The organism is Pontibacter roseus DSM 17521 (assembly GCF_000373265.1).
Classification (GTDB): Bacteria; Bacteroidota; Bacteroidia; order Cytophagales; family Hymenobacteraceae; genus Pontibacter; species Pontibacter roseus.
In genome coordinates this window covers 997,086-1,009,685 of sequence record NZ_KB890761.1, presented here as the reverse complement: position 1 = coordinate 1,009,685, position 12,600 = coordinate 997,086, and the positions used below count along the sequence as shown (strand labels likewise).

At 48.2% G+C, this 12,600-nt stretch carries 9 protein-coding genes; 8 read left to right on the top strand and 1 reads right to left on the bottom strand.

The window, feature by feature from the left end:
• Positions 1-240 precede the first annotated feature (240 nt).
• The 6 genes from B051_RS0104685 to B051_RS0104660 are packed head-to-tail and all read left to right on the top strand — an operon-like array spanning position 241 to position 9,832.
• Entirely contained in the window at positions 241-1,803 is a 1,563-nt protein-coding gene (locus B051_RS0104685) for a type I restriction-modification system subunit M (protein ID WP_018477022.1), read from the top strand.
• 27 nt (positions 1,804-1,830) lie between these two features.
• Positions 1,831-3,513, top strand: a complete 1,683-nt coding sequence (locus B051_RS20905; RefSeq protein WP_018477021.1) for an AlbA family DNA-binding domain-containing protein — start codon at positions 1,831-1,833, stop codon at positions 3,511-3,513.
• Between the two features lie 2 nt (positions 3,514-3,515).
• Positions 3,516-4,979, top strand: a complete 1,464-nt coding sequence (locus B051_RS0104675) for a type I restriction-modification system subunit M (protein WP_018477020.1) — start codon at positions 3,516-3,518, stop codon at positions 4,977-4,979.
• The gene (locus tag B051_RS21925; RefSeq protein WP_018477019.1) at positions 4,976-6,208 is read left to right on the top strand and encodes a restriction endonuclease subunit S; all 1,233 of its coding nucleotides are present in this window, start codon (positions 4,976-4,978) and stop codon (positions 6,206-6,208) included. Before B051_RS0104675 ends, B051_RS21925 begins: the two co-directional genes overlap by 4 nt.
• 10 nt (positions 6,209-6,218) lie before the next feature.
• Entirely contained in the window at positions 6,219-9,185 is a 2,967-nt protein-coding gene (locus tag B051_RS0104665) for a type I restriction endonuclease subunit R (protein ID WP_018477018.1), read from the top strand.
• A 32-nt stretch (positions 9,186-9,217) separates the two neighbouring features.
• Complete coding sequence (locus B051_RS0104660; protein ID WP_018477017.1) at positions 9,218-9,832, top strand: hypothetical protein; 615 nt, start codon at positions 9,218-9,220, stop codon at positions 9,830-9,832.
• 50 nt (positions 9,833-9,882) lie between these two features.
• Here the strand turns inward: B051_RS0104660 and B051_RS0104655 are convergent, their stop codons facing one another.
• Entirely contained in the window at positions 9,883-10,539 is a 657-nt protein-coding gene (locus tag B051_RS0104655) for an SOS response-associated peptidase (RefSeq protein WP_018477016.1), read from the bottom strand.
• Between the two features lie 274 nt (positions 10,540-10,813).
• Here B051_RS0104655 and B051_RS0104650 point away from each other — a divergent pair, with 274 nt between their 5' ends.
• Positions 10,814-11,320 (top strand): hypothetical protein, encoded by a 507-nt coding sequence (locus B051_RS0104650; RefSeq protein ID WP_018477015.1) that lies wholly within the window; start codon positions 10,814-10,816, stop codon positions 11,318-11,320.
• Between the two features lie 60 nt (positions 11,321-11,380).
• Positions 11,381-11,998, top strand: coding sequence for a hypothetical protein (locus tag B051_RS20895; protein WP_018477014.1), 618 nt, complete (start codon positions 11,381-11,383; stop codon positions 11,996-11,998).
• Positions 11,999-12,600 lie beyond the last annotated feature (602 nt).

Here is a 12,600-nt window from a genome sequence, read left to right as displayed (position 1 = left end):
GTTAGGCTATGGTAAATCAGCCGATTAACTTGATGAAGGAACAGCCTTCACTCCAACTGAGATTTATTTCGCTCATTATCAGGCAACTTGGCCTTTGTGCATACTTGAAGGTGGAGCGGCCTGTTAAATGTTGTAACTTTATAGGTTTAAATATATATTTTAATCCTAAATTTCAATAAGTTTATTACAAGTTTCAACAGATAGCCTACATGTGGCAGGGCTACCATCAGTACCCGCCAAATGGCGAAACAGAAATCAATTGGTCACCCATACCTTAAGAAGGAAATAGTGCAGTTAGATTTACAATTACAAAAAGATAAAATCACCCTGTCCCAGCTGGAGCAGTACCTGGCCAAAGCTGCTTGGATACTGAAAGGGCCCATAGGCGCTTCGGATTTCAAGGCCTACATCTTCCCGATGCTGTTCTTCAAGCGCATCTCGGACGTGTATGACGAAGAGTACCAGTTGGCTTTGGCAGAGTCTGAGGGAGATGAAGAATACGCTTCCCTGCCGGAGTTCCACCGCTTCGGCATACCTACTGGATGCCACTGGCAGGATGTAAGGGAAACGACTGTAAACGTAGGCCTGGCTTTGGAGAAGGCCTTCCGGGGCATTGAGCAGGCGAACCAGGAGTACCTGTATGGTATCTTCGGGGATGCGCAGTGGAGCAACAAGAACGTGCTCTCGGACCACCTGCTCCTCAACCTGGTGGAGCACTTCTCCCAGTACAATCTGGCTAACTCCAATGTGGACCCCGATATGCTGGGGCAGGCATACGAATACCTCATCAAGCACTTTGCTGACCTCACTAACAAGAAGGCCGGTGAGTTCTATACCCCGCGTTCGGTGGTGCACCTGATGGGGCTCATCATCGACGCGCATGAGGGGGAGAGCATCTACGACCCGGCCTGTGGCACGGGCGGCATGCTGCTGGAATCCATCAACCACCTGAAGGAAAACGGCGAGGACTACAGAACGCTCAAGCTGTATGGGCAGGAGAAGAACCTGACCTCCTCCTCCATCGCCCGCATGAACATGTTCCTGCACGGCATCGAGGACTTTCAGATTTCACGGGGCGACACCCTGCGCAATCCTGCTTTCTTTGAAGGAGACCGACTGAAGGCCTTTGACTGCGTGATAGCCAACCCGCCCTTTTCGCTGAAAGGATGGGGAGCCGAGAACTGGGTCAATGACCCCTACGGCCGCAACATAGCGGGCGTGCCGCCGGAAGGCAATGGGGACATGGCCTGGGTGCAGCACATGATAAAATCCATGCGGCCTAACACGGGGCGTATGGCGGTGGTGCTGCCGCACGGTGCCCTGTTCCGCAAAGGGGCGGAAGGTAAGATACGCGAGGCCCTGCTGCAGCTGGACCTGCTGGAGGCGGTGATTGGCCTGGCGCCAAACATTTTTTACGGTACCGGTCTTGCGGCCTGTATCATGGTGTTCAGAAGCCAGAAAGAGGAAGGCAAGCAAAAGCAGGTGCTCTTTATTGATGCCTCGGAGCAGATGCGCGTAGGACGTGCGCAGAATTATCTGGAGCCAGCGCATGTGAACCAAATCTTTGCGTGGTACAACGACTTTCAAGATGTGCAGAACCATGCAAAGGTGGCCACGCTGGAGGAGATTGCCGGAAACGGGTATAACCTGAATATTCCGCTTTACATCGAGAAGACGGCAGAAGATAATTTGCCTACGGTAGAGGAAGCGTTGGATGACCTGAAGCAAGCTTGGAAGGAGTGCCTGAAGGCAGAAGAGAAGTTCAAAGCGAAACTGAGCAATTTTGGTATTAAGGTTTGCTAACTTCCCATTGCGGCAAAGCAATTAGTTATGACTATAATAGAGTTAGATAAGAAGCTGAAAGCAGGAGAAGGAACTCGCATTGAATTCAAAGAGGCTCAGAAAGGGGTTCCCACAACGCTATACGAAACAGTTGCAAGCTTCTCGAATACTGAGGGAGGAACAATCGTGCTGGGTGCTGATGATACAGGCAAAGTGCTAGGTATCGATGCTTCATTGCTCAATGGGTATAAGTCTGATATCATCACCAGCTTAAGTTCGCTGGAATGTATAAACCCTACCCTACTACTAAGCCCAGCCGAAATTGCCCATCCAGATGGGAATGTGATTGTGCTTCAGGTGCCTGCCAGCTCACAAGTACATACTTATAAGAAGCGGGTATACTGGCGGGATGCTGATGCTGACCTGGATGTAACAGATAACCAGCATAAGGTAGGAGAAATTTACCTTCAGAAGCGTCAGCTATTCTCAGAGGCTAAAATATACAAGTACTTAACTTACGAGGACCTGGAGCCTAAACTGTTTGATAAAGCCCGTTCTTTGATACGAGGCTTTAGTTCTTTACACCCTTGGGTAAGTGCCTCTGATGAGCAGATACTAAAAGAGTCATCCCTGTATAGGAAAGATTATACAACAGGAGAAGAGGGACTTACATTGGCTGCAGCGCTCATCTTTGGTAAGAACACCACTATTCAAAACCTGTTACCGGCCTACAAGGTGGAGGCAATGGTGCGCAGAGTAAATGCGGACCGCTATGATGACCGGATTACCTTACGTATCAACTTAATTGATACTTACCTAGAGCTAATGGACTTCATCAAGAAGCACCTGAACGAACAGTTCTTTACAGAAGACGGACAGCGAAAGGACCTGAGAGAGCTCATCTTTAGAGAGGTGATTGGCAACTTGGTGGTACACCGGGAGTATACCGATGCCCGCTCGTCAGAAGTTCTGGTATACCAGGACCGGGTGCTCACAACAAATCCTAACCGTCCTCTGTTCCATGGTCCTCTGGAGCCTTTTAACTTCAGCCCGTATCCTAAAAACCCGAATATACGCAAGTTCTTCACCGCCTTTGGCTGGACCGATGAAATAGGCTCCGGAGTACGCAATACTCATAAATACCTAAGTATTTATGTACCGGGGGCTACCCCGCTATTCTATGAGAATAATGTGTTCCGCACCGAGATTCCTTTAGCTGTGGTGACCTTGCAACCATATACCGAAGAACTGGTAAGCTGGCTCCAATTATCTGCCGAAGCAGTGGCCCACGTAGCGGAAGGACTATACCATGTACAGTTAAACCCACAGTGGAAGGGAAATAGCTGGGAAGATTTACTACTAAAGTTGGTACCAAGCTGGTATACCTTTGGTACCAAGCTGGTAGCACTTAAATGGCCTCTAAAGCAACAAACAGACGCTAAAGACATACAGATGGTACCAAGTTGGCAGCAAGATGGTACCAAGGTATTAGGAAAGAGAGTGAGATATCTACTTGCCATAGGTATACTGACCGCGACTCCAGCTAAACTGGAGGAACTGATGCACTGGATAGGGTATAGCAACCGTGCAAGTTTCAGAGAAAACTATCTGAACCCGATGCAACAGGAAGGGCTGGTCGAGAAGACAAACCCTGATAATCCCAACGACCCAGAGCAGCGGTATCGCTTAACCCAAAAAGGAGCCCTGTTTATAGCAGGCAAGATTATTTAAAGATGACCCAACAACAATTAGAAAAATACCTCTGGGGTGCCGCCACCTACCTGAGAGGACATATAGACGCTGGCGATTACAAGCAGTACATTTTCCCGCTGCTTTTCTTTAAGCGCATTTCGGATGTTTACGACGAAGAGTATGCACTGGCGCTGGAAGAGAGCGATGGCGATTTAGAGTATGCCGCCTTTGAAGAGAACCACCGCTTCCAGATACCACAGGGTGCGCACTGGAACGATGTGCGGGAGATAACGGTGAACGTAGGTATGGCCCTGCAGGAGGCGATGCGAGCCATTGAGAAGGCAAACCCGGAAACCCTGTTCGGAATATTCGGCGACGCCAGCTGGACGAACAAAGACCGCCTGAGCGACGAGACGCTGACCAACCTGATAGAACATTACTCGCAGCATAAGCTGAACATGCAGAACGTGCCCGACGACCAGTTGGGCAATGGCTACGAATACCTCATCAAGCAGTTTGCCGACGACAGCGGTCACACGGCAGCGGAGTTCTATACCAACCGAACGGTGGTGCGCCTGATGACGCTGATGATGGACCCGCAGCCCGGTGAGAGCGTGTATGACCCTACCTGCGGCTCAGGCGGCTTGCTGCTGAACTGTGCGCTACAACTGAAGGCGAACGGACAGGAATACCGCTCACTGAAGCTGTATGGTCAGGAGATTAACCTGATTACCTCGGCCATTGCCCGCATGAACATGTTTATGCACGGCATTGAGGAGTTCCAGATTGTACGCGGCGATACCCTGAGCGAGCCAGGCCTCTTGGAAAATGACGAGCTGAAGAAGTTTAACGTGATACTGGCTAACCCGCCCTACTCCATTAAAGCCTGGGACCGCAAAGCCTTTGAGAGCGACCCGTATGGCCGTAACATCTGGGGTACACCGCCACAGGGTTGTGCCGACTATGCCTTTCAGCAGCACATACAGAAAAGCCTGGACCTCCAAAACGGGCGCTCCATTTCGCTTTGGCCACACGGCATACTTTTCCGCGACTCTGAAGCTGCCATGCGCCGAGCCATGATTGAGAGTGATGTAGTGGAGTGCGTGATTGGCTTGGGGCCAAACCTGTTCTATAACTCCCCGATGGAGGCTTGCCTGCTGGTGACGAAGAACAACAAGACAGAAGAGCAGAAAGGCAAAGTGTTGTTCATTAATGCGGTGAAGGAGGTGAGACAGGATAAGAATATTGCTTTCCTGGAAGAACGACACATACAAACCATTTACAATGCCTACAAAGGCAATGAAGATATACCTGGATTAGCTCGTGTAGTTGATGTAGCGGAAATAATGGCTAACAACGGGAAGCTGGCTATCAACCTGTATGTGGAGCCTGAGAAAGATGCCGCTAACAAAGGTATAGCCTTAGAGCAGGCGCTGAAAAACTGGGAGCAAAGCTCTAAGGAGCTAAAGCAATCTATGAACGAACTATTTGAGATACTGGGATGATGCTGGCTGAAGAAATACAAACAACATTTGAGATAGATAAATCATCCTGGACTAAAGTAAAGCTCGGGGATGTAGTAAGAGAAGTACGTGAAACGGTGAAAGACCCAGTAGCCGAAGGTATTGAGCGTATTGTTGGACTGGAGCACCTGGAGCCTGAAAGTCTGCACATCAGGACTTGGGGCACGCTTACTGACGGAACCACTTTTACTAAAGTGTTCCAGAAGGGGCAGGTGCTTTTTGGCCGCAGACGCGCTTATCTGAAAAAGGCAGCCTTGGCTACTTTTGATGGTATCTGCTCAGGTGATATTACAGTGCTGGAGGCTAAGAAAGGATTACTGCCAGTGCTTTTACCCTTTCTGATACAGAACGACAAGTTCTTTGACCTTGCTGTTAAGAACTCAGCTGGCTCTCTTTCTCCAAGAGCAAAATTTGCTGACTTCGCGGATTACGAACTTCTTCTTCCACCTGTTGACCAGCAAGAGCAAATAGCTGAACTGCTTTGGGCTGGGGATGAAGCTGTGAGTAAGGGTATTGAAACCTATAACATTTGTAACCACTACTACATTTCTTACCGTGAGCTTTTATACTTACACATGGATGGAAATGCTCCATTAGTTTTCAATTCTTTGTTAAAAGAGAATGTTAGCTCTAGTATAAAATTCACAAAGTTAGGGTCGGTGCTAACTGATATAAGATATGGCACATCAAAAAAGGGAAATACTCAAGGTATAGGTTATGAGGTAATAGGAATCCCTCATGTAATCAATGGGAAACTTTCCTTGGACTCAATAAGCCACGTGTCATTAGATGAAAAAGAGTATCAAAGCTGTAGGTTAAATTTTGGCGATATAGTTATTGTAAGGACTAACGGGAATCCTGAATATACAGGCAGAAGTGCACTTTATGATGTAGATAATGGACATGCCTTCGCTTCATATCTGATAAAGATTTCGGTTAACACAGAACTCTATAATCCTGAATTCATTTTGAAATACCTCCAATCAGTAGCAATAAGGAAGTACTTCAAAAGAAATGCTACTTCATCAGCTGGCAACTACAACATCAATACTGAAACTATTAAGAGTGTTCCAATTCCAGTAGTGCCAATAGTAAAGCAAAATGAGATTGTACAGCAATTAAAGAAAGTAGAACAGACTCAAAATGATATTGTAGCATATAATTTCAATACTTTAAATCTACAAAAGTCCCTTATCAACCAAATCTTCTAACCCAAAGCCTATGAGCTTTAACGAACTGAATAGCGTTGAACATTACATTGTTCAGCAACTTAGCGGGATAAACCTCAATCACCGCAATTGGGCGGATGAGCAGGTGCCTTATGGTTTTCAGTGGGCTTACAAGCCAGCTTCGGCCATAGCGCGTGGGGTAAACGAGGTGCTGGTGGAGAGCGAACTGCGCGAGGCGCTTATTCGCATTAACCCCGAGATTGCCCAGAACTCCGAGCGTGCCGATGAGGTGATTTACAAGCTAAGAACTATTCTGCTCGCGGTGAACCAAATTGGTCTGGTAAAGGCCAACGAGGAATTCGCTAAGTGGCTCACGGGCGAAAAGACCATGCCCTTTGGCGAGAATAACCGCCACGTACCGGTTCGGCTCATAGACTTTGACAAGCCGCAAAGCAACAGCTTTGTCATCACCAACCAATACCGCATTCACCACCACGAAACCAAGATACCAGACATCGTGCTGCTCATCAATGGAATTCCTGTGGTGGTGGGTGAGGCCAAAACGCCTATCCGGCCGGCTGTGTCCTGGCTCGATGGTGCCCACGAGATTCACAACATCTACGAGAATGCTGTGCCGCAGCTTTTCGTGCCCAATATCCTGTCCTTCGCTAGCGAAGGCAAAGACTTGTACTATGGCTCGGTGCGCTGTCCGCTGGAGTTCTGGTCGCCTTGGCGTCTGGAGGCAGACGAGGATGAGCTGGTAAAGAAACTTGGTCTGAGCAAAGTAGGCAAAGAGCTAACCGACCTGCTGCACCCCATGCGCCTGCTCGATATCCTGCGGAACTTCGCCCTCTACTCCACCGATAAGAAGAAGCGCCGAATAAAGGTCATCTGCCGCTATCAGCAGTACGAGGGTGCCAACAAGATAGTAGAGCGGGTAAAGGAAGGTCGCCTGAAGAAAGGCCTTATCTGGCACTTCCAGGGTTCTGGTAAATCGCTGTTGATGGTGTTTGCCGCACAGAAGCTGCGCCGCCTGCCGGAGTTAAAAAGCCCGACCGTTATCATACTGGTGGACCGCACCGACCTGGACACGCAAATCTCCGGCACCTTCAACGCCGCCGATGTGGCCAACGTGCAGACCACAGAGAACATTAGCGAGCTGCATGATTTGCTGGCGAAAGACACCCGCAAAATCATTATTTCCATGATTCACAAGTTCCGGGACGCCAAGCCGAACATGAACACACGCGACAACATCATCGTGCTGGTGGATGAGGCGCACCGCACCCAGGAAGGCGACCTAGGCCGCCAGATGCGTGCCGCCCTGCCAAATGCCTTCCTGTTTGGCCTGACTGGTACACCCGTCAATAAGGCCGACAAAAACACCTTCTGGGCTTTCGGTTCGGAGGAGGATGACAAAGGCTACATGTCACGCTATACCTTCCAGGACTCCATACGCGACAGAGCCACGCTGCCCCTGCACTTCGAGCCGCGCCTGGTGGATGTGCACGTAGACAAGGAGACGATTGACAAGCTCTTCAAAGAGTTGAAAGACGAAGCCGCCCTGAGCGACGAAGAAGCCGATGCGCTGACCAAAAAGGCGGCTAAGATGTCGGCCTTCCTGAAGTCCCCTGAGCGGGTGCAGACCATTGTGGAGGACATCGTGCAGCACTACAAGGAGAAGGTGCTGCCCCACGGTTTCAAGGCCATGATTGTAACGCCGGACCGCTTCGCCTGCGTGCAGTACAAGGAAGAGCTGGACAAGCATTTTGTGACGGAAGCCAGCAAGGTGGTCATCTCCACCAGCGCCAACGATGACTATAACTTCAAGCAGAAGTGGGCTGCCGACAAGTCGCAGCAGGAGAAAATAGTGGATGAGTTCAACGACCCAAACTCCCCGCTCAAGTTCATCATCGTGACGGCCAAGCTGCTTACCGGCTTTGATGCCCCCATCCTACAGACCATGTACTTGGACAAGTCCCTGAAGGACCACACCCTGCTGCAGGCCATCTGCCGCACCAACCGTCTATACCCGAACAAGAACTTTGGCCGCATCGTGGACTACTTCGGCATATTCGACGATGCCGCAGAGGCCCTGCAGTTTGACGAGGAGAGCGTGAAGAAGGTGGTCACCAACATGAACGAGCTGCGTGAGCGACTGCCGGCAGCCATGGCTGACTGCCTGAGACATTTCGAGGGTGTGGACCGCACCATGGATGGCTTCGAGGGGCTGGAGGCAGCGCAGGACGCCATCAGGACGGTCGAGCAAAAGGATGCCTTTGCCGTGGATTACAAGTACCTGACCAAGCTCTGGGAGTCCCTGTCACCGGATGAGGTGCTTAACCCTTACCAAAAGGATTACAAGTGGCTCTCGCAGGTATACGAGTCAGTAAAACCAACCGGCGACCCTATTGGTAAGCTGCTCTGGTTCCGCCTCGGTGCCCAGACCACCAAACTGATTCACGAGAACATACACGTAGGCGGCATCGATGACTTGCAGGAGTTCATCCTGGATGCCGACATAATCGATGATTTGTTCAAGAACCCCAACTCCAAGAAGGTGAAGCAGCTGGAGAAGGAGCTTATCAGGCGCTGGAGCAAGCATGCTACCAACCCGAATTTCGTCAAGCTGAGCGACCGGCTGGAGGACATCAGAAACAAGGCGGAGCGCGGCCTCATCTCCAGTATCGACTTCATCAAGGAGCTCTGCAAGCTGGCTCAGGAAACACTACAGGCAGAGAAGGATGTGGAGTCGGTGGTAGTGCAGAAGTCTGCCACAGCCGCTCTCACCGAACTGTTTCTAGAACTGAAGACAGACCATACCCCTGCCGTGGTAGAGCGGTTGGTGAACGACATTGACCAGATTGTGAAAGTGGTCCGGTTCAACGGTTGGCAAACCACCGCCTCCGGTGAGCGCGAAGTACAGCAGGCTTTAAGGAAGACGTTGCTCAGGTACAAGCTGCACAAGGACCAGCAGCTGTTCGAGCGGGGCTACGCTTATATCAAGGAGTATTATTAGAGTAAGACTTTCACTGTTTCACGTACTTTTTTATGAAGACCTTTATCTCGAATTTGATACCCAAGATGCAGCGGTATTCCCAGCAGCTGGACGACCTGACGCTGCTTACCAAACAGCACTGGGTGGTAGTGGATGGCAACAGTGATACCAAACAGGTTTACATCTTTCGCGAAAACAACACGCTCCTCATCTCTCAGAATGGGCAGGTTGAGAAGGCCAGGTGGGAGTACCTTGGGCACAAGACTGTGCTGATAGAACGCAAAGATGGTATTCACTTATTTAAGCAAGGGTTCTTCAACGAGAGTATCCTTGTCTTGAAAATTGACGGCAGGGATGAGTACGTTTTCTTGGTCAATGAGACTAAATACGCTGTCGAGTTCTCTTCTCCTGAAAGGATAATAGACTTTATCAACAAACAATATTATGCTCTGCCAGCAACGGCTGCAGAACGGGTGCCCTCTCCAAGTTTGAATCTATACCCCGATACCTTTGATATCATGGAAGGCGAAATGGAAATTATTCAAAAAGGTTCTCAATACATGGCACTGCTTAACAATCGTCCTGCGCCTGACGGCAAGTACAAACTGGATGACATGTGGTACCTTCATGTAAAAAATGGAATTGTCTTTCAGGAATCCGACTCGTGACACTTCACTAGACATCTGAATTTCCTGTACTTCACCAGAGGCTATATTCCCTATAGAGAGTTCAGCACCTCGGGTACGTTGTTCAGCGGCGAGTTCACCAGCGGCGAGACAGGATACGCTTTCATTTCACTCGGTCTGTAGGGCACCAGCAGCGACAACAGCTGCGGCTCGTGCTCATCCAGCCACAGCTCCTCCGCCTCCGGTGACAGCATCACCGGCATGCGGTCATGGATGGGCTTCACCACCTCATTGGCTTCCGTCGTGATGATGGTGAAGGAGTGCAGCACCTCGCCTGTGCCTTTGTCCACCCACTCATCGTAGAGCCCCGCGAAGGTGAACAGCTCCTCACTCTTGAGCAGGATGCGGTAGGGCACCTTCCCCTGCTCCGTCACCTGCCACTCGAAGAACCCGTCCGCTGGCACCAGGCAGCGCTTCGACCTCAGCAGGCTGCGGAAGGAGGCCTTCTCCGCGAGCGTCTCCGCACGGGCGTTGATGGCACGCTTCACGGCCTTGGCGTCCTTGGCCCAGAAGGGCTGCAGGCCCCAGGAGAAAAACTGCAGTTTGTCCGGCTGGTCGTTGGTCACCACGGGCAGCGCCTGGCTAGGGGCGGCGTTGTAGTGGTCCTCCTTCAAATACTTCTCTACCAGCTTGGCCGCCTTGGATTTGCCTTTACTAGATTTGGGTACTATCGTATACCTTCCGCACATCTCACCTCAATGATTGGTCTATATTCCCTGCAACGGAAAGTAAAGGTCATTGGGTAACATTCTTAGAAAAATAAGAAAATCTTACGAGCTCCTCTTCCAGTCATATCCTCATTGGACTTGCAAAGAAATCTCATGCTGCTATAACACAGGATGAAATTTATAATAATATTTATTTATTAAAATATACTAATTTCGTAGTTCTACTTCGAAGCTATTTCAAATCCCTTATTCAAAAGTAAGAATGAGTAAAACAAGACTACTATTGGTAATAATCATGACGCTGTTCCTGCTGTCTCCAGACTTTGCATTTGGTCAAAAAAGCGATGTGTATGACGAGCTGTCCAGTTCCTTTAATTACGGTAAAAAATCGCTTGAATATACGGAGGCATCTTTAGGCTACATCAAGAAGAGCCACCTACAAAGCTCCGTTGAAGATGTTCAGTTATATGCCAGGAGAGCTAAGAATGAGATAGACTACGCCAAAACCCAAACTGGCTATGCAGAGTCAGACGCATCTGATGCTGAAGATGAAGCCAGTGACATCGGTTTTGACAATACTGAGGACGAAGCGGATAATGCTGAAGGAAATTTTTACTCGGCAAAAGGTAAATTTGATGAAGCATATACTTATCTGAGACGGGTGGAACATGCAGATAATAAAGAAGATGCTGATTACAATTTACGAAGAGCTAAAAGCTCCATTGAGGATGGTCTCAGATATTTGAGCTATGCATTAGAAGATTTGAATGACGCAGTAGATGAACTAAACAACAACAATTGATTTGCTAAATGTGTCCCCTTTCAACTTCTCCTTCAACGACAATAATTCAGACTCACAACAATGAAGAACATATTATTTACCATCATATTTCTAACACTTAGTAATGTCCTATTTGCTCAGGTGAACCCTGAACATGTATGGGTGGATGGGTATACAAAAAGTAATGGCACATATGTCAGTGGGCATTATAAAACGAAGTCAAACGAAACCGTTAATGACAATTTCTCAACTATCGGCAATATAAACCCTTATACAGGGCAACCTGGCTGGAAGCCCCGCGATTCAAAGGTTGTATATGATAGTTACTATAACTACGACATACCAAGCAGTTACATCTACAAATCTAAAGCAGACTATCACTTGGAAGTAGTCAACTCCTTGAATTTGCTTACTAACCTTCTTGATGAGCATCTTCCAAGTGAAATTGACAGACCCTATTGGACTTTAAATAATTCTAAATTATATACTCGATTTCAGATGAATGTTTGGGAAGCTGACGAGGAATACTTTGCTAAAGCTTTTCTTTCACTTTATTTCAAAGAAGCAGATTTGTTGTCAGGTAATAAAGAGTTGATAGATTTGTTAATAAAGGTTGGACTTGGCTCTGTAAATGTTAAAACTCCAAATCATACATTTGAAATCACCCTAGATGAAGTGAAGAGATTTGAAAACCAATAGAAACCTGCTCTTGCATTGCTCTACAACCCTATCACAGCATCAGTCGTTGTGGCTAAGCATGATAGTAAAATCACAGGTGAGTATATAGGTGGTTCTACCTGAGCAGATTGGGTAATCGGCTTTGGGCGAGGCTCAGTGCACCTCCTACTAGACCTATTTTTTATTATAATAAATTATAGGCTTACAGTTGTAAACGCAGAAAATGCAGAAATTTTATAATTGTAGTCCCCAAAGTATGGAGGGGGTATCAAGGGGGGGAGGGGGATACCCGGATACCGGGGGGATAGCCTAAAATCATTTTCAATACGGAATTTTCCTCAAACAATACACATGAGGTGCTTTAAGACCGCCAATTATGCTCAAATTATTGTTTATCTAACTCTTAAGTAACGATTTAAAGAACTAATCACAGCTTAATACAAGGCTATAATTCAAGGTTTGAGCTGAGTCATGAACGTTAAATGGCAGTTACGGAACATATAAATTATTAGGCGTTCAGATGCTTTACCAGTTATCGATTGCATTTAATTATATGCTAATTTAATCTAACTCCAAGAAACCATCGAACCGTGGGATTTAGTAAGCATGGCCTCCTTAAACTT

Coding starts and splice junctions, on each gene's coding strand:
- B051_RS0104650 (WP_018477015.1), top strand. CDS start 10,814: ATGACGCTGTTCCTGCTGTCTCCAGACTTTGCATTTGGTCAAAAAAGC.
- B051_RS20895 (WP_018477014.1), top strand. CDS start 11,381: ATGAAGAACATATTATTTACCATCATATTTCTAACACTTAGTAATGTC.
- B051_RS0104665 (WP_018477018.1), top strand. CDS start 6,219: ATGAGCTTTAACGAACTGAATAGCGTTGAACATTACATTGTTCAGCAA.
- B051_RS0104675 (WP_018477020.1), top strand. CDS start 3,516: ATGACCCAACAACAATTAGAAAAATACCTCTGGGGTGCCGCCACCTAC.
- B051_RS0104685 (WP_018477022.1), top strand. CDS start 241: ATGGCGAAACAGAAATCAATTGGTCACCCATACCTTAAGAAGGAAATA.
- B051_RS0104655 (WP_018477016.1), bottom strand. CDS start 10,539: ATGTGCGGAAGGTATACGATAGTACCCAAATCTAGTAAAGGCAAATCC.
- B051_RS21925 (WP_018477019.1), top strand. CDS start 4,976: ATGATGCTGGCTGAAGAAATACAAACAACATTTGAGATAGATAAATCA.
- B051_RS0104660 (WP_018477017.1), top strand. CDS start 9,218: ATGAAGACCTTTATCTCGAATTTGATACCCAAGATGCAGCGGTATTCC.
- B051_RS20905 (WP_018477021.1), top strand. CDS start 1,831: ATGACTATAATAGAGTTAGATAAGAAGCTGAAAGCAGGAGAAGGAACT.